The following is a 17666-nucleotide window of genomic DNA, read 5'->3' on the forward strand; positions in this document are numbered from 1 at the left end:
TCACCCTGTCGAACACGCGATTTTCAATGCGGCATCATCAGGCGCGACCTTGCTCCACTCGGCACCCTGAAGGCTGCCGTCATCGGCAATATTGATATCCGGGGTAACCAGATCCGCCCGCTGTGCATTCTGGCAGTCATAGACCACCTTGACCGGCGTCACCGGTTGCCAGCGAGAGACGAGCAGGACGTCGACCATGACGAGGCCCGGCTGGTTCGGATGCCGCTTCGCCCCCCTCACATCAAGCGCGATGAATCGGGTGGTCACAGGCTCGATATAGGACCAGGGGCGCCAGAACGCCGTCTGCTCGTTTTTCCAGGAGACCGCGATGCCGGGCAAGGCGATGTTCATACGATCGAACCAGCTGTACTCGCTCCAGATCGAATAGCTCAACATACCGAGGCCGGCCATGGCCGGGACGATCCACTTCGGCAGCAAACCTCGGCTCATCCAGCGCAGCAGCATCGCCACCCCCGCCAGAGCAACACCGGCAACCACCGCGGCGATCAACTCAAACAGCATTCTTCATTCCTTCAGACGGGCGCTCGTCCGCCATTGGCGAGCGCCGATTGCATGGTTCTGACGACGACGAAGGCATCGCGAAGATGCGAACGCTCGAAATCGCCGAAATCGTAGGGTGCCAGAAAGTTGTCGGGCTTGCGACCGTCACGCACCTGCCGAACCTGGTTGCGCAGGCGCATGTCGGCAATGAGATCGTAAGCTGCAATCAGATCCCGGGCTCCGGCACCGGAGATGATCCCTGCCTCCTCCGCCGCAAGCAGTCGCGCCCGCGTATTCACGGGCGAGAGCCTGCCCATCAGGGCATAGACCCGTCCGAGATCGACAACCGGCACCACCCCGTTGTGCTTCATGTCGATCTGGTTGCGATGTTCACCGCTGCGGATCGTGGCAAACCCCCTCAACAGCCCGAGCGGGGGCGCGTGCTTCAACGAGTTGCTGATCATGTGGGCGGTGAAGATCGAGTTGCGGCTCGCCTCTTCGAGAGTTTCGGCCTGCAGATCCTGATAAAGCGACGATGCACCACAGATGGGCCGCAGATCGAACATCACGCTGGCCAGCATCTGTGCGGTCGGATCGGGCCTGTAGATCCAGTCACGGAAATAGCTCCGCCAAACCGAGACCGGCTGGCACCAGCGTGGATTGGTCGCCATCATGTCGCCCGGGCAGTAGAAATATCCACAGATGTCGAGACCGCGGCTGACCTTGGCGGCCAGCTGCTGGAACCACGGCATTTCCTCGGGCTCGACGCCGTCTTCGATGAAGATGCAATTGTCTTGATCGCTGACGCCGCTCTGCTCCTGCCGGCCCTGACTGCCGCAGGCGAGCCAGACATAGGGAACGGGCGGCGGCCCGAGCTCCCGCTCCGCCAGCATGATCAGCCGGCGGGTGACGCTATCGGCGATATCGGTAATCAGCCGCGTGACCACCTCATGGGCATTGTTGCTGCCGACAAGCTGGACAAGCAGTTGCGGGATGCGCGTGCTGATCGCCCGCATCGCCTCCGGCGTTTCTGCCGTTGCTATGTCCCGGATCAGCTGCGCCGAGCTGATCGCATGAAAGCGGATGAGATCGGTCTGGGTGATCATTCCGACAAGCCGATCGCCCTCGACCACGGGCAGATGCCCGACACGCCGCTCCAGCATCAGATGCAGGATGTCGGACCCCAGCGCCTCTCCGGGCAATCCGACCGGATCGGCGGTCATCACGGCAGACACTGCCGTCGCGTCGGGGTCGAGCCCCTCGGCGAGCACGCGCCCCGCGAGGTCACGGGTGGTGAGAATACCAAGAAAACGTCCGCCATCCACGACGCCGAGGCTCGAGACATGCCGTTCCCGCATGAGCGTGGCAGCCGAGCGCACGGTATCGGTGGGCGCGCAGACGATGGGGGGGCGCGACATCAACTCGCTGACCTTCTGGATTGCCATGTCGCCACGCCGGCTATCGGCAAACCGGCCGCGGGTGAAGAAGCGGGCAAACACCGCCTGCTCCTGCATCAGGCGGCGGAACTCGTCCTTCGGCAGCATCAGCAGCGTGCAGTTGCTGCGAGCCGTTGCCGTCGTCGCCGCGAAACCATCGGCCAGAAGACCGCGTTCACCGAAGGAGTTGCGAGGCGCAAGCTCGGAGACCACCGTATTGGTGGCATCCATGATTTCCACCGCCCCGTCCATGATCAGGAAGATGCCGGGCAGCGGCGAGCCGCGGTGATAGATTTCGGCACCAGCCGAAAAGGAAAGTTCCTGGAAGCGGGTCGAGACCCGTTCGATCTCGTCTCTCGGAAGACTGTCATAGGGATGGACGGTCTCGAGAAAGGCCAGCACGTCGGATTGTGCCTGGATCATCGGATTTGCCCTCATGCGGCACGAAGGTGCCCTGGCTGTTTGAGGGACAGGAGGGGCGATCTGCTCGCCCCTCCCGCTGGTCTTAATCAGTGACCGGTCGCCTGACCCGCACCGCGCGGAACGCGGATGGATTCGACGAGATCCTGGACATGCTTCGGCGGAGCCTGGGTCATCATCGACACGATGTAGGCCGTGGCGAAGTTGAGCAGCGCGCCGATCGGGCCGAATGCCGTCGGCGGGATGCCGAACAGGTAGTTGGCCGGAACGTTCTCCATCATGTTGGTACCTGCGATGAAGAACCAGCCCAGATAGGTGAACAGGTACAAGCAGGTAACCACGAGGCCGACGATCATGCCGAGGGTGGCGCCGACGGAGTTGATGCGCTTCGAGAAGATGCCCATCATCAGAGCCGGGAAGATCGTTGCAGCCGCAAGACCGAAGGCCAGAGCAACGGTCTGGGCAGCAAAGCCTGGCGGGTTGAGGCCCAGCAGGGTTGCGACCAGGATTGCGCCTGCCATGGCAATACGTGCCGCCATGAGTTCTCCCTTTTCCGAAATATCCGGCTTCAGGAAGTCCTTGATCAGATCGTGGCTGATCGCAGACGAGATGGCGAGCAGGAGGCCGGCAGCGGTCGACAGAGCGGCTGCGAGACCACCGGCAGCGATCAGGGCGATAACCCAGCCCGGCAGCTGTGCGATTTCCGGGTTGGCAAGAACGAGGATGTCGTTGTTGATCGTCAGTTCGTTGCCTGCCCAACCACGCTGAGTGGCGGTTTCGGTGAAGCCGGCGGCAGCATCGTTGTAATACTGGATGCGGCCATCGCCATTCTTGTCCTCGAACTTCAGGAGACCCGTGACTTCCCAGGTGCGCATCCAGTCCGGACGCTCATCGTAAAGGACGGCTTCCTGCTCAGTGCCAGCCGGGAAGATGGTGTTGATGATGTTGAGGCGTGCCATGGCGCCGACAGCCGGAGCCGTCAGATAGAGAAGCGCGATGAAGACGAGCGCCCAACCGGCAGACCAACGCGCATCAGACACCTTCGGAACGGTGAAGAAGCGGATGATGACGTGCGGCAGACCGGCGGTACCGATCATCAGCGACAGCGTGAACAGGGTCATGTTCAGCATGGAGCCTTGAGCGGTGTAGGCATTGAAGCCGAGGTCGGTGACGACCTGGTCAAGCTTCTGCAGCAGAGGCAGTGCAGATTCCGTATGCGTGCCAAAGAGGCCGAACCACGGGATCGGATTGCCGGTCAGCTGCAGCGAGATGAAGATCGCCGGAATGGTGTAGGCGATGATCAGAACGATGTACTGGGCGACCTGCGTGTAGGTGATGCCCTTCATGCCGCCGAGAACGGCGTAGCAGAACACGACGGCAGACGCGATCCAGAGACCGGTCGAGACGTTGACTTCCAGGAAGCGCGAGAACGCGACGCCGGCACCGGTCATCTGACCGATAACGTAGGTGACCGAGATGATGATCAGGCAGACGACAGCCGTCAGGCGCGCGCCCTGGCTGTAGAAGCGGTCACCGATGAACTGCGGCACGGTGTATTTGCCGAATTTGCGCAGGTAGGGAGCGAGCAGGAGTGCGAGCAGCACGTAGCCGCCGGTCCAGCCCATGAGGTAGGTGGAGTTGCCATAACCAACGGTGGCGATGAGGCCGGCCATGGAGATGAAGGAAGCTGCCGACATCCAGTCGGCCGCAGTTGCCATGCCGTTCAGGACCGGGTTGACGCCGCGGTTGGCGGCGTAGAACTCGGCCGTGGTTCCGGCACGAGCCCAGATGGCGATACCGACGTAAAGCGCAAAGGACGCGCCTACGATCAGCAGATTGAGTGTATACTGATCCATTGTGGGTCCGCCTTACTGCTCGTCGACGCCGAATTCGCGGTCGATCTTGTTCATGTACACCGAGTAGCCGAAGATCAGCGCGATGAAGACGACGATCGAGCCTTGCTGGGCGAACCAGAAGCCGAGGTCGGTTCCGCCGACGGCGATGCCGGACAAAGCCGGACGAAGCAGGATACCGAATCCGTAGGATACGATGGCCCAGATCGCCAAGCAGATGTAGATGATGCGAACGTTTGCTGCCCAGTAAGCGTTAGACGAAGATTTATCCGTCACGAGTACTCCTCCCTTTCCTCGATGAGACGTCCCCGGGACGTCTCTTGCCTCCACGTCGATTCCGCCAATCCTTGTCCCAAGGCGGAATAGACAATTGTCTAGGAGTAACGAATCCGCTGGAGATCGTACATTCTCCGTTAGTCGCAGGAGGCACTGTATTGCGGGAGGATTTGCTGCATCGCAGCAAGAATTGGTACAGGGAGGCAGCAATATATCCGGGGATCCGACACCCTCCAGTCACGGCCGCAGGCAATCCGAGAGCCGTCTCGCGACAGGCCACATCCAACTGCGCCTTACGGCAACGAAATCATTGAGTTGAGGAGGAGCGGACCAGACGTTGCAGGCGCGGACGAATGCGCAAAAAACGCCGATAGCCGGCTTCGAAGATGGGCGTCATCGGCTTCCAACCGGCCAGGAGACCGAGCGGTCGCAACAACGGAATCGCACGCCACATCGCCGCAAAAGCAGCTGCACCCGACAAGAGTTTTCCCCCCTCTTCTGCATGGAAGCGCGCCAAGAGCTCGACTCGATCGATCGGACAGCTGCCTTGAGGGTCGCAGGCATCGATGAAGTTGATCGCACCGCGACTGTCGAGACGGCGCATCAAGGCGATCTCTCGCTGGCAGAGAGGACAGCTGCTGTCGTACCAGACGGTCACCTGAGGAGACATGGTCGCCTTTCACCTGAAGAGCTTCTATCCCCCATAACTGGGACCAAAACTGCCCTCCGGCAATGCGGCGTCGCGCCGCTGCCTCATTTTCGTCGCCTTAGACAGCGTCTTCTCTAGAGCGGTCGGGCCCGGTCGCTCGCGGACGTCGCATCGTTCATGGCGCGAGCCAGAAGCAGCATCACCAGCGCCTGGCCATACGGGGCAGGAACATTCGGGATCTGCCGGTAAAATTCCAGGGTGTGGCCCATCGGCGTACCGTCCGAAACTTCAAGGACGATGCCGCTGGCGTCGATTCTGGTGAGAACCGCATCCAGGGCTCGTTCCGCGATTGGCCGGTAACTCTCCTCGACAATCCCGAGATCGATGCCACGCAGGATGCCATAGGCGATGGCTGCCGTGGCCGAGGTTTCTTCCGGCGAGGTCGGATCGCAGACCAGCGTGTTGAACATCCCGTTCTCCCGCTGCTGCGCGGCAAGTGTTTTCAACTGCGAACCGAGGATGCAGACCAGATGACGCTTCAGGTGTTCGGGCACCTGATCTACCAGACCGAGGAGTTCGGGTATGGCAACCGTGATCCAGGAATTGCCCCGCGCCCAGAAGGCCTTCGCGAAGTTATGCCGACCGTTGAAGGTCCAGCCGTGATACCACAATCCGGTCACGGGGTCGGCGAGATAACGCTCATGCACCATGAACTGGTAAAAGGCCTCCTCGATCCAGTCCTGGCGGCCGAAACGCTGCCCAGCCCTGGCGAGAAACAGGCAGGTCATGAACAGGGTGTCGTCCCAGAGCTCGCCATCGTTCATCCGCTCCTTGACGACATGCTGAAACCCGCCGTCCTCGGTCTTCGCAAGCGACGTGACCAGCCATTGTGCCCAGTCGCAAACGAGCTCTTCCCAATCCGGGCGATCGACGTGATCGATCAACACGCAGAGCGGAAGCATCGGCGAGCTGGAATTGACCTGGCGCGGCGGCAGGCCACGACCGATCTGCCAGTCATACCAGCGCGCGATCGCTTCGATCAGGGACCGGTCGTTGACAGCCTCTGCATGGCGCAGGAGACCATAGATACCCACACCCACTTCCCAGTCCCATTCATCGAACTGGAGATCATAGCCGCCGTCTGACAGATCGGCGGTTTCGTTGATCCCCTTCAGTCTGGCAAGACCAATGGCGACACGGGAAAGGGCTTCTGAAAGAACTTCGGGAGCGGGAAACAACATGCGCGAAAATCCTGGCTTTGACGACTAGAAGGAAACTGCATCGGCCCACCGGATCAGGGGATCGATGCTTCGGTTCGGGAAAACATAAGGTTGACCATCGACTGAAAGGCCTTCGGTCCAGTCGAGGCTGAGAAGCGGTCCGTCGGATTGCTGCAAAACCGCCCGCCGGCCGTCCGCAGACAGCTCGAGCTGCGTTTTCAATAGCTGCAACCGAAACCGCTGCAGACTGTCGGCATCCGTGCCGTCGCCCACCAACCCGTACCAGGCGACATTCGTCCCCTCGGCGCGAAACTCGATGCCAGCGCCAGGGCCAGTTTCGACCGGCACAATTGGACGGGTAGCTGTCAATGCAGCGAAGCCACGGCCGCTTTTCACGATGATCCAGTTGTCTTCGAGGATCACCTCGTCGAAGGCGCTGCGCTCAACATAGGCATGCGTGAAAGGAAGCCGCGCATCCGCGCCGAGGTCATAGAGCAACAGGGCCGCATTGCCATACTGCGCGGCCCGCGGCATGGAGCCGTTGCCTGCCCAGTAGGATGGCCGTTGGTGTCCCCACGGATCGTCCTCGCCGGGATGGTTGACCCAGGCTTTGGCCAGCGGATTGGCGGCAAAGCGGATGTCGAGAATATGCTGCTGATGGCCGCGTCCACCGGGCTTTCCGTCCATGGTAGAGGACAACTGAACGGCAGCGGTCTTGTAGAGGACGAGCCTTGCCGCTTCGTCGTGGCCCTGGACGTAGTGGGCTGTCACGGCCTTGCCGACAGGCGGATCAACGACATCACGGGCTTCGGCAGGCGGCGAGTAGGACGCCGCAGCAAACATCGGGAGAGCGGCAACGCCGTCGTTCAACCAGCCCTGACCAAAGGCGACGGTCGCAAATGGTGCAAGCTCGGTCAGCGGCCCTGCACGCAATTCCTTGTCATAGGCCCGCCCCATGGTGCCGGCTGGCACGCCGGCCAGCGTATGGAACCCGATCATCAGGAAAAGCCGATCGAGCAGGTTTCGCGCCCGATCCCGGATTTCCCCTTCCGCAAGGTGTTCGAGCGCCAGAAGCCCGATGAAATCGATCGGGTAATAGGCGGCTGAATTCCATTCGGCGAGGCCATGAACCTCGACGGAATCGAACCACCGCATCAGCCGGTTTTCAGCCAGCGCGGTCTGCTCGTGACCCCAGCGGCCGGAGCATTCGAACCGCCGGTCCGGGTAAAGGCGACCAGCCAGATACTGGGAGACATGGAAGCACAGCACATGGTTCTCGCTCCAGAACCACATCACGTCATTGCCGGGCTCATCCACCCAATAGCGATAATTGAGGATGCTCCGATCGATCGCCGTCATCAAATCAGTCGGCACGCCATCACGGTAGCAGGCGGCGACCCAAAGCAGGGGCACGAGAACGAAATCAGAGCAGTCGCGCCGCTCATCGATCGCAGCCAGCGTGTTGCCTATGACTTCGTAGAAGGCGTCATCCACCGAACGACCGGCAGCGAGTGCCGCAATCGCTCGCCCGGCCCGCAATTCGCCATGGCTTGCCATGTAGTCAAGGGCGACAGCCTTGCGCTCATCGAGCGACAGCCGGCGCATGTCTCTCGGCGCCTCCTTGAAAGTCGCGAAGGCGATGTGTCGTGCGACACGGGTTTCGCCGACCGAGAAGGTGAGATTGAGCGCATGATATCCATCCGGCAGGAATTGCGCCCCATCCAGCGTCAGTCTGCGTTCGCCGGCCTTCAGCGTCCCGCGCGTATCGAGAAGCGGCGGCTTGCCCCGCATATGCACGCTGGGCAGCACCTGTGCCGTGACTTCGACGTCCATCTCGACGGGCACACCGAATTCGAGGACCACCCGCCCGTCGCAGACATGCATCGGATCTGGCCTGACATCGGTCGCCAGAGCCTTGAGGAGACCGATGATATCGGGCGACACATCAACCGGCAGTTCGGCGCGAAGCGGTGTGGTGTCGAGAAGTGTGAGTTCGAAAAACCAGAGTGCATCCCGCTCCGCCAGCTCCTCGGTCAACACGACGATTTCGCTTCCGTGATCGGCCAGCGGAAGCGCGATCTCGGTGACGCTCTCCTTGTTGCGCTGGAAGGGCTCGAACCTGGCGGCGAGCACACCATCGACCCAGACATGCACGCCGCCGCAGGTCGACAGTCGGAAATGGTGTGAACCTGGAACCGTAGGCACGAGCCGGGTCCGGAGCCAGCGCGACAAGCGCGTCGGACGGTGCCAGAAATCGGAGAACTCGACCCGCCGATTGAAGCCGGGCAGATAGAGACCGGTCACGGCAAAATCGCTTTGCAACTCGACCGTCCTCGATCCGACCTCCTTCCAGAGTGCAACACGGCATGGAAGGTCGCCGACATCGACGAAGCCGTTGATGAAGCGGTAGTTCACCCGATCTTCCGCCAGCGCAGGCTCACCGGGATAGTAGGTCTGCACGATGTCGCCCATCGCCCAGGCGGTCACGGAGCCGCCAGTGTCGACTGGAAAACCGCGCTCGCGGAGCCGTTTAGCGGCAGAGACCTCGCTCATGCGGCGCCCTCCCCCATCTCGACAGCCGTTTCCGGAAGCGCCAATTCGATCTTTTCCAGCAATGCCGGAAGCTGCGTGATCTGTTTGATAGTCAGCCGCGGCCGCTCATGCCGATGCTTTGGCTTGTGAGTTCGTCGGAGCGACCAGGCGAGGAAGATGCTGATCAGGCCGAACCGGTTGGCCCCGAGAATGTCGCGCTCCAGATTGTTGCCGACCATGACAGTGCGGGCCCGGTCGCTCTCGCTAAGTCCGAGCGCATCGAACGCGGTGGAAAACATTCGGGGCGACGGCTTCAACTCCCCGACATCCCCCGAAATGACGTGGGCCTCGAAGCAGGACCACAGCCCATGCTGGCCAAGGAGGTTCTCGAACGTGGCACGAGGGCCATCCGCCACGAGCGCCAGGCGATGACCGGCCGTCGCCAGTTCCTGCAGCATGGCATCCGCGCCGGGGATAAGCTTGCCGGACACCACGACATCGGATCCCGGCAGCTTCACTTCAGTCGACTCGTCGACAAGCGTATCACCGCAGTCCAGAAACACCGCAGCGAGATGCGGTACGGTGATGGGCAGGCGAGCCGTCAAGGCTGCGAACCTTTGCGGAATCCACGCTTCGAGCGCGGCCCAGGGCAGAAGTTCAGGCTCCAGGCCCGGCACCTCGGCAAACCTCCAGGCTGGCTGGAAGCCAGACCGTTTCAGGAAGAGACGCGCAAGACGTATTTCATAGCGTGACGCCGAAATAAGCCCGGCGTCCGAAAACAGGTTCGAGAGATGAATGCCTTCCTCTCCGGCTAAAACTCCGCACATGGCATCGACAAAAACGCCGGCCTCATGCCGCATGATGTCAGGGTCGGCCCAATGCGCATGTTTGCCCGGCTCGACGAACAGTACGGGTCGGGGACCCTGGAGCGGCATCGAACCATCCGGTCGCCGCATCGTCAGTCGCGCACCATGACGCGATGCCTCGACCTTGAGGACATCACCATCTGCATCGAGATGAACCCAAACATGTTCGAGGTCATAGAGATGCTGGATATCCCAGTCATACCAGACGGCATACTCGATCACGGTCCCGCGCCCCGGCCGGATCCGGAACTTGGACGACACGGACTTAGCCGGCGCACGATAAAGCGTGTAGCCCATGGCGACCGGTGAGAAGGGCTCCTTCGCATCGAGATGGAAGACGGGCCTGTGCCGTGTCGCCAGCAAATGGTCAGCTTGCAGAATCTGGGGCGCAGGAAACTCGACCGGGAAAAGAGCGCGTGCGTTCATCAGCCGCTCACCCCCACGAGATCGAGAGTTTCCGCATAGTGGCAACGCACCTGTCTGCCGCTGGCAACAGTCCTCAGTTCCGGTGTTTCCTTGCGGCAAGCCTCATCCGCATAAGGGCAGCGCGGATGGAAAGGACAACCGCTCGGTACATTCATCGCGTCCGCGATCTCGCCCTTCAGCGGCACGCGTTTTCGGGCGCGATTGCCCCGCGGGTCCGGCTGCGGCACAGCCGCCAGCAAGGCCTCAGTGTAGGGATGCAATGGCTTTTCGAACATCGCGTCCGTCGGGCCGACCTCCATCAGGCGCCCGAGATACATCACGCCCACCCGGTCGGAGATATGCTCTACCATGCCCAGATCATGGGTGATGAAGAGATAGGTGAGCCCGAGCTTCTCCTGGAGATCCTGCATCAGGTTGATGTTCTGCGCTGCCACCGACACGTCGAGTGCCGAGACGGCTTCGTCGGCGGCAATGAAGCTCGGATTGAGGGCCAATGCCCGCGCGATGCCGATCCGCTGGCGCTGGCCACCGGAGAAGGCGTGCGGATACCGCATGACATATTCCGGACGGAGCCCCACCAGCCCCAGCAGTTCCGCGACGCGATCCTTGATCTCCGCCGGCGTGCCCATACCGTGAATGAGCAGCGGCTCACCGACGAGATCGAGCAGCCGCATACGCGGGTTGAGCGACGAATAGGGGTCTTGGAAGATCATTTGCATTTCGCGGCGGATCGACCGCATGTCCCGGTCACCGAGCCGGGTGATGTCGACAACTTCGCCGCTTTCCCGGCGAAAAAGGATCTCGCCCGCCGTCAGGTCATAGGCGCGCAAAATGAGCCTGGCGATCGACGACTTGCCCGAGCCGCTTTCCCCGACCAGACCGAAGGTTTCGCCCTTGCGAATGTCGAAGCTGATATCATCGACCGCTTTGATGGTCGCGACCTCGCGGCGCTTCCAGCCTTCGTAGATGGGGAAGAATTTCTTCACTCCGCGAACGGAGATCAGCGTATCCTTGTCGAGGGCGTCTTGAAGAGGCGCGATCATCATGCGAACTCCGCCGCGGGCACGATCTGGCCGGCGAAATGACAGCGGGCCCGCTGGCCGCTGGCGAATTGGACGTCATCCGGCAGTGCCGAGTCACAAATCCCGGCGACGCCATGCAGGCAACGCGGGTGGAAGGAACAGCCGGTCGGGACATTGTAAGGGTCGGGCACCACGCCCGCGATGGTCCGCAGACGGCTGCCATGGCTCCGTCCCAGCCGCGGGATCGATTGCAGCAGCGCCTGGGTATAGGGGTGCTTCGGCTCGTAGAAGATTTCATCCACCGTGCCGGTCTCGACGACGCGCCCCAGATACATGACGGCGACACGGTCGGCGATATCGGCCACCACGCCGAAGTTGTGGGTGATGAAGACGATCGCCATGCCGAACTCCTGCTGCAGCGATTTCAGCAGCTCGAGGATTTGCGCCTCCGTCGTCACGTCGAGCGCCGTGGTCGGCTCATCGGCGATCAACAGTGTCGGATCACAAGAAAGCGCCAGCGCGATCATGGCACGCTGCCGCATGCCGCCCGACAGGTGATGGGGATAGCGGTCGACGATGTCGTTGGGTCGCGGCATCTGAACACGCGTCAGAAGCTCGATCGCCTGGTTGCGGGCTTCAGCCTTGGAAACCTTTCGATGCAGCATCACGGTGCGCATGATCTGCGTTCCGATGGTGTGGACTGGCGACAGCGCCGTCATCGGCTCCTGGAAGACCATGCCGATCTCGCCGCCACGGATGTCGCGCATCTCACGGCCTTGCCAGTCGAGGTCGGAGATCCGGACTTCCTGGCCATTGCCACGACGGAAACGAATGCTGCCATGCGCATTGATCGCGCTGCGCGGCTGAAGACGCATGATCGAACGCGCCGTGACCGACTTGCCCGACCCGCTTTCCCCGACGATTCCGAGTACTTCGCCGCGGTTGACGTGATAGGACACGCCGTTCACCGCCCTCACCAACCCGTCGCGGGTGGGAAAATGCACGCCGACATTGTCGAGTTCGAGCAGCCTCTCAGACGGCATGGGCATCTGGCTGGCCTTGTTTATGGACTGCATCGGTCCCACTCCCTCATTGACCATAGGGATCGGCCGCATCGCGCAGGCCATCACCGATGAAGTTGAACGCGAGGACAACGAGCACCACAGCCACGCCGGGCGCGAGCAGCCACGGCGCCATGGAGATCGAGCGCAAGTTCTGTGCATCCTGCAGCAGCACACCCCAGCTGACGACCGGCGGGCGCAGACCGAGGCCGAGGAAGCTCAGCGCCGTTTCACCGAGGATCATTTCCGGCACGGCGAGCGTCAGTGCCGCGATGATGTAACTCGTCATTGCCGGCAGCATGTGGCGCGTGACGATCCGGTATTCGGAAGCGCCGGCCAGCCGAGCCGCAAGAACATAGTCTTCGGTCTTAAGGGACAGGAAGCGACCTCGCACGACGCGCGCAAGATGGGTCCAGCCGATCAGCGAGAGGATGAGCGTGATCAGGACATAGACAAAGATCGGGTCCCAGGCGATCGGCAACGCGGCAGCCAGACCCATCCACAATGGAATTGTCGGGATTGACCGGATGAACTCCATCAGCCGCTGGATCGCGGAATCGATGCGGCCGCCGTAGTAGCCGGAGATTGCCCCCAGAGTCAGACCCAAAACGAAGGCGAAGGCGACACCGACCAGACCGGCCGACAGCGTCACGCGTGCCCCATGGATCAGACGGCTGTAGAGGTCGCGACCGAGCGAATCCGTGCCAAGAAGGTTGATCTGCTGGCGACGGTCGTCGATACCGAACAACCTCAGGCGGGTGTCCACCAAGCCGAAGAACCGGTATGCTTCCCCCTGCACGAAGAACTGTATCGGCAGCGGCTTGCTGGTGTCCTCCTCGTAGATCACGCGCGCCGTTTCAGGATCGCGTGTCCGTTTCATCGGATAGACGAAGGGGCGGTGCAGTTCGCCGTCATGCAGGATGCGCACGGTGCTGGGCGGCGCGAACGTATTCAGGCGATTGATGGTGAAGGGCGCATAGGGCGTGAAGAAATGCGCGAAGATCGCCAGCGTCGAGAGGATGATCATGAAGATCAACGAGACGACCGCGAGTTTGTGCTTGCGAAAGCGCCACCACACCAGCGTCCAGGGCTTTGCCGTGTAAAGGCTTTCGTCGCGGAACTCTTCCTTGGGCGCCAGAGGCGGCACGCGCAGCGTATGGAAGATCGGTGAGAGTTTCTGAAGGTCGGTCATGGAGCCTCACGAAAACCGGATGCGCGGATCGGACAGCGCGAGCAGGATGTCCGAGAGCACCGTGCCGATGACGGTGAAGACGCTGAGAATGAGAATGAAGCTGCCGGCGAGATACATGTCCTGCATCTTGAGCGCCTGCAGCAGAAGCGGACCGGTGGTCGGCAGATTGAGCACGACGGCGGTGATGACGTCACCGGAGAAGAGCGCCGGCAAGGCCCAGCCGACCGTCGAGATGAACGGGTTGAGGGCCACCCGGACCGGATAACGCCAGACGACCGTGCGCTCGCTGAACCCTTGCGCATAAGCGGTCTCGACATAGGGCTTGCGCAGCTCGTCCAGCATGTTGGCGCGCATGACGCGGATCAGGCCGGCCGCACCGCCGGTCGCCAGCACCACGAGCGGGATCCAGATGTGCGAAAGCATGTTGACGAATTTGTCGAAATCCCACGGCTTGCCTTGAAACTCGGGCGACACCAGTCCTCCGACATCCATGTTGAGCCAGACGAAGGTCATCCACATGAGAACCAGCGCCAGCAGGAAGTCGGGTATGCCCTTGCCCAGGAAGCCGAAGACCGTGAATACATAGTCGAAGACGGAATACTGGCGGGTTGCCGAATAGACGCCGACCGGAATGGCGATCATCCAGGTGAAGATCATGCTGAGCGTCGATATCGCCAGCGTCAATCCGAGGCGATCCCAGATGAGATCGCTGACCGGGGCGTTCCATTCCAGCGAACGACCGAAGTCTCCGTAGAAGATGATGTTCGAGATCCAACGCCAGTATTGCACCAGGATCGGGTCGTTCAGACCATATTGCTGGCGCATAAGCTCTTCCTGCAGCTCGGTGATGTACTCGCCGCCACTGCGCAGCTGTGCCGCATAGGCCGTCACGAAGTCACCCGGCGGCAGCTGGATGATCACGAAGGCGATGAAGGAGACGAAGATCAGTGTGGGGATGGCCCACAGCAACCGCCGGACAGCATAGCCGAGCATGCGCTTTTCCTCTGTCTTGCCGGGCGCCGGGGCACCATCGGAGAGGGCAAAGCCCGCGCCGTACGGCAAAATCCATGCATATCAAGTGAGATCGAAAGCCCCGCGAAACTGTGTTGGCGGCGCGGGGCTCCCTTCGCAAAGACTATTGCATCATCCACATCTGCTGGGTTCCGCCCAGCCCGATGCCGCGCGTGATATCGTCCTCGATCAAGCCGTCGCGCATGTTCTTGAAGTTGTTCTTCGCAATCGAGATCGCCGGAGATTCGCCGACAATCCCGATGACCCAACCCTGCTTGACGAAGGTTCCGATCAGCTCGTTCAGAGCCGCATCCGCAGCTTCACGGTTCGGAGCCTTGGCAGCGGCATCCCAGCTGGTGAACACCTTTCGGATCGGATGGTCTGCTGGGGGCTCGATGCCGGAGGCGCCCTTGGTCGAATACCAGATGTAATACTGATGGGCGTAGGAATCATTGCCCATCATGATGCGCGGATCGGCTGCCACGACAGAAAGTCGGTCGAAGGGATACCACTGCATCTGGAAATCGTTGTTGTCGCGGCTCGAATCCCACTGGGTACGGTCGATCAGGCGCGGCAGCAGTTCGATCCCGATCTGCCTGTAATTGTCGGCGACGATTTCCATGGTCTTCGGGCCATTGGCATGCTGCATTTCGACCACGATGGACAGACGCCTGCCGTCGGGCCGAAGACGGAAACCGTCGCCGTCCATCTTGTCGAGACCGATGCCATCGAGCAGTTCATTCGCCTTGTCCGGATCGAACTCGGCCCAGTGGGTTTCAAGCTCTTCGCTGAAGTTCGGCGAACCGGTCACCGGCGAGGCCTGGCGCGGCTCGGCGAGACCGGTGAAGACAAGCTCGTTGATCGTCTCGCGGTCGATCGCGATGCTCAACGCCTGACGGAAGTCAGCGTTTTCGTAGAGACCGCGCAGGACCTCGTCCTTGACATTGAGGTTCGGCACCAGCGACCACGTCTGCGCCTGGTTCCAGCGATAGACCTTGTAGTCGCCCTTGGTCTCGTTTTCCTTGTAGAAAGTGTAGTCCTGCGGCTCGACATAGCGCATCTGCATGTCGATCTGCCCCTGCACGATCATCAGGTTGAAGGCCTCCTGCTCACTGAACAGGCGGTGCGAGATGCGGTCGATATAGGGCAGCTGATTGCCGGCCTGATCCACCGCGTAGTAGTAGGGGTTGCGCACCATCGTGACCACTTCCGCCGGGGCGGGCGTCTCGATCTTCCAGGCGGTGACGACCGGCAGGTCAGGGTTCTGCCACCAGGCGGTCGCCGCCCCCTTGGAGCCCCAGAGGTCCTGCCATTTCTCCACGCCAAACTTCCGAACGGCCGCCTGAAGCTCGTCTTCCGACGCGTGTTTGTTGTTGAACTGCTTCAGATAGTGCTTCGGGAAGATGAAGCTCGGACGATCAAGGCTCGGCTCTCCGGTCGAATCCTTCGCCAGAATTTCGAGGAAATAGACATAGGGATCCTTGAAGCTGACCTTGAAAGTCCGGTCGTCCACGACATCAAGCTTCATCGGTTCGCCGCCCGGCGCAAGCGTCTGGTCGATGGAGGCGAGCAGATCCTTGTTCAGAAAGACGTCATTGTACCAGAACTCGACGTCCTCGGTCGTCACCGGATGACCATCGGACCATTTCAGCCCCTTCAGGAGGGTGAAGGTAAAGGTACGGGAATCTTCGCTGACGGAGTAGGATTCCACATAGCCTGGTACCAGCGACAGCTGGCCGTCCGGTCCCTGCGACCACTTGACGACGCGTTCTTCCATCAGCTTGGTCGGGCCCCAGCGGTCGCCCGGCCCCTTGTAGGCGCGCTGCCAGTTGCCGCCATACTGGCCGACTTCGACGGCATTGACCACGGTCGGCGTCTCCGGAAGGCGCTGTTCGACCGGCGGCAGCGTGCCTGCCTTGACCTGCTCCTGAAGCATCGGCGCCTCGTTGAAGGCCCAAGCCGAACCGGCCAGGCAGCAGCTCATCAGCAGCGAGACCATTGTCTTTGAAATTTTTTCATTACGCATCATCGTATCCTCCCAGATAGCGAAAATAATTTCGCGCATTTTCCCGTCAATGCCTGCGATTTCGAAAGGTTTATACAGCAAAAAGGCAAAATCAAGATAAAAATATTTTCATTTATACTTGGGTTAGATAGCCTTGGCGCTGTCGCGCTCTATGAGTTTGCAGCCAAGTTCGATGCGGCAGGGCGGGTGGTCTGGGCCGAAGACTGAAAGTCTGTTTTCAAGCGCCTGGAGTGCCAATACGGCCATTTCCTGCAGAGGCACACGCACGGTGGTGAGCGGCGGTCGCGTAAGGTCGCCCAATGCCACGCCGTCGAACCCCACCACGGTGACATCCTCGGGCACTCTCACACCATGGGCTTGGAGAGCGGCAAGCGCGCCCACTGCGAGGTTGTCGGAGGCGCAGAAAATCGCCGTGGCACCCTTCAGCCCGTCCTTCTCTTTCAACAGGGACGCTATAGCTGCTTCACCATCACCGGGATTGTAGCCTTGGGCGATGTGGACCCGGCCGAGATCGACTGGCAGTTGCCGTTCTCGATAGGCATCGAGGAAACCATCGACACGTCGGGTGATCGTCCCGCGACCGCGCCAAGTCAAATGCAGGATGTTCCGGTGCCCCCGCGACAGCAGCCACTCTGTGGCAAGCCTTGCCGCATAGCGGTTTCCGGGCGTGACCGTGTCGACCGACATCGACGGATCTTCCCCGTTGAGCAGCACCACCGCGATCCCCGAGGAGGCGAGCGCGCGCAGCAGTTTCGGATTGTCGTCATAGACGAGAATGATGCCATCGGCATAGACCGCCTTGGCTCCCTCGATAATCTCCTGCGCATTGAGCGCATCCCCGCCCGAATGTGCAACGACCCTGACACCACGCCGCTCGCACTCCCGGGTAAGCGCCGTAAGCAGGGTCCAGGAAAAGAGATTGGTGTCGACATGCGGCACGTTGCCGGGCGGCACCGCCAGATAGATGGTCGACAGTGAGGCGATCGAGCCCTTCTGCTGCCGCTTTGCGAGATACCCTAGGCGTCTTGCCGCCTCCAGCACCCGGCTTCGAACCTCCGGAGAAATAGATGCCGTACCGTTTAGGACGTGCGAGACAGTGCTGAGAGCCACCCCGGCCTCGCGCGACACATCCTTGATTCCGACTTTCGGCCTGTCTGTCGTGTCCATGGCTTGAG

Annotated in this window: 14 protein-coding genes; all 14 read right to left on the reverse strand. The window is 61.2% G+C overall.

Features of this window, described 5'->3' with window-relative positions; translation table 11 throughout:
- Nucleotides 1-522 carry a hypothetical protein gene (locus tag QWE_RS21090; protein ID WP_006728208.1) on the reverse strand — a complete coding sequence of 174 codons (522 nt, stop codon included), beginning with the start codon at nt 520-522 and terminating at the stop codon, nt 1-3.
- A gap of 11 nt (nt 523-533) precedes the next feature.
- Entirely contained in the window at nt 534-2360 is a 1827-nt protein-coding gene (locus QWE_RS21095) for a DUF294 nucleotidyltransferase-like domain-containing protein (protein WP_006728209.1), read from the reverse strand.
- An 86-nt stretch (nt 2361-2446) separates the two neighbouring features.
- Nucleotides 2447-4213 (reverse strand): sodium:solute symporter family protein, encoded by a 1767-nt coding sequence (locus QWE_RS21100; protein WP_006728210.1) that lies wholly within the window; start codon nt 4211-4213, stop codon nt 2447-2449.
- Between the two features lie 12 nt (nt 4214-4225).
- Nucleotides 4226-4486, reverse strand: a complete 261-nt coding sequence (locus QWE_RS21105; protein WP_006728211.1) for a DUF4212 domain-containing protein — start codon at nt 4484-4486, stop codon at nt 4226-4228.
- 307 nt (nt 4487-4793) lie between these two features.
- Entirely contained in the window at nt 4794-5156 is a 363-nt protein-coding gene (locus tag QWE_RS21110; RefSeq protein WP_040300830.1) for a thiol-disulfide oxidoreductase DCC family protein, read from the reverse strand.
- A gap of 113 nt (nt 5157-5269) precedes the next feature.
- Nucleotides 5270-6376 carry a beta-galactosidase BglB gene (bglB, locus tag QWE_RS21115; protein WP_006728213.1) on the reverse strand — a complete coding sequence of 369 codons (1107 nt, stop codon included), beginning with the start codon at nt 6374-6376 and terminating at the stop codon, nt 5270-5272.
- Between the two features lie 24 nt (nt 6377-6400).
- Nucleotides 6401-8908, reverse strand: a complete 2508-nt coding sequence (locus tag QWE_RS21120) for a hypothetical protein (protein ID WP_006728214.1) — start codon at nt 8906-8908, stop codon at nt 6401-6403.
- Nucleotides 8905-10179 carry an HAD family hydrolase gene (locus QWE_RS21125; protein ID WP_006728215.1) on the reverse strand — a complete coding sequence of 425 codons (1275 nt, stop codon included), beginning with the start codon at nt 10177-10179 and terminating at the stop codon, nt 8905-8907. The genes QWE_RS21120 and QWE_RS21125 overlap by 4 nt, the downstream gene beginning before the upstream one ends.
- Nucleotides 10179-11225: an ABC transporter ATP-binding protein gene (locus QWE_RS21130; protein ID WP_006728216.1), complete on the reverse strand. Its 1047-nt coding sequence runs from the start codon at nt 11223-11225 to the stop codon at nt 10179-10181. Before QWE_RS21130 ends, QWE_RS21125 begins: the two co-directional genes overlap by 1 nt.
- Nucleotides 11222-12277 carry an ABC transporter ATP-binding protein gene (locus QWE_RS21135; protein WP_006728217.1) on the reverse strand — a complete coding sequence of 352 codons (1056 nt, stop codon included), beginning with the start codon at nt 12275-12277 and terminating at the stop codon, nt 11222-11224. The genes QWE_RS21130 and QWE_RS21135 overlap by 4 nt, the downstream gene beginning before the upstream one ends.
- 13 nt (nt 12278-12290) lie before the next feature.
- Complete coding sequence (locus tag QWE_RS21140; protein WP_006728218.1) at nt 12291-13454, reverse strand: ABC transporter permease; 1164 nt, start codon at nt 13452-13454, stop codon at nt 12291-12293.
- Between the two features lie 6 nt (nt 13455-13460).
- A complete protein-coding gene (locus QWE_RS21145; protein WP_040300831.1) occupies nt 13461-14447 on the reverse strand; it encodes an ABC transporter permease in 987 nt (328 codons plus the stop codon).
- Between the two features lie 142 nt (nt 14448-14589).
- The gene (locus QWE_RS21150) at nt 14590-16491 is read right to left on the reverse strand and encodes an ABC transporter substrate-binding protein (protein ID WP_040300843.1); all 1902 of its coding nucleotides are present in this window, start codon (nt 16489-16491) and stop codon (nt 14590-14592) included.
- Between the two features lie 123 nt (nt 16492-16614).
- Complete coding sequence (locus tag QWE_RS21155) at nt 16615-17658, reverse strand: LacI family DNA-binding transcriptional regulator (protein WP_006728221.1); 1044 nt, start codon at nt 17656-17658, stop codon at nt 16615-16617.
- Nucleotides 17659-17666: the final 8 nt, after the last annotated feature.

The organism is Agrobacterium albertimagni AOL15 (assembly GCF_000300855.1).
Lineage (GTDB): Bacteria > Pseudomonadota > Alphaproteobacteria > Rhizobiales > Rhizobiaceae > Allorhizobium > Allorhizobium albertimagni.

Coding starts and splice junctions, on each gene's coding strand:
- QWE_RS21135 (WP_006728217.1), bottom strand. CDS start 12,277: ATGCAGTCCATAAACAAGGCCAGCCAGATGCCCATGCCGTCTGAGAGG.
- bglB (WP_006728213.1), bottom strand. CDS start 6,376: ATGTTGTTTCCCGCTCCCGAAGTTCTTTCAGAAGCCCTTTCCCGTGTC.
- QWE_RS21095 (WP_006728209.1), bottom strand. CDS start 2,360: ATGATCCAGGCACAATCCGACGTGCTGGCCTTTCTCGAGACCGTCCAT.
- QWE_RS21155 (WP_006728221.1), bottom strand. CDS start 17,658: ATGGACACGACAGACAGGCCGAAAGTCGGAATCAAGGATGTGTCGCGC.
- QWE_RS21100 (WP_006728210.1), bottom strand. CDS start 4,213: ATGGATCAGTATACACTCAATCTGCTGATCGTAGGCGCGTCCTTTGCG.
- QWE_RS21130 (WP_006728216.1), bottom strand. CDS start 11,225: ATGATGATCGCGCCTCTTCAAGACGCCCTCGACAAGGATACGCTGATC.
- QWE_RS21140 (WP_006728218.1), bottom strand. CDS start 13,454: ATGACCGACCTTCAGAAACTCTCACCGATCTTCCATACGCTGCGCGTG.
- QWE_RS21150 (WP_040300843.1), bottom strand. CDS start 16,491: ATGCGTAATGAAAAAATTTCAAAGACAATGGTCTCGCTGCTGATGAGC.
- QWE_RS21125 (WP_006728215.1), bottom strand. CDS start 10,179: ATGAACGCACGCGCTCTTTTCCCGGTCGAGTTTCCTGCGCCCCAGATT.
- QWE_RS21110 (WP_040300830.1), bottom strand. CDS start 5,156: ATGTCTCCTCAGGTGACCGTCTGGTACGACAGCAGCTGTCCTCTCTGC.
- QWE_RS21120 (WP_006728214.1), bottom strand. CDS start 8,908: ATGAGCGAGGTCTCTGCCGCTAAACGGCTCCGCGAGCGCGGTTTTCCA.
- QWE_RS21090 (WP_006728208.1), bottom strand. CDS start 522: ATGCTGTTTGAGTTGATCGCCGCGGTGGTTGCCGGTGTTGCTCTGGCG.
- QWE_RS21145 (WP_040300831.1), bottom strand. CDS start 14,447: ATGCTCGGCTATGCTGTCCGGCGGTTGCTGTGGGCCATCCCCACACTG.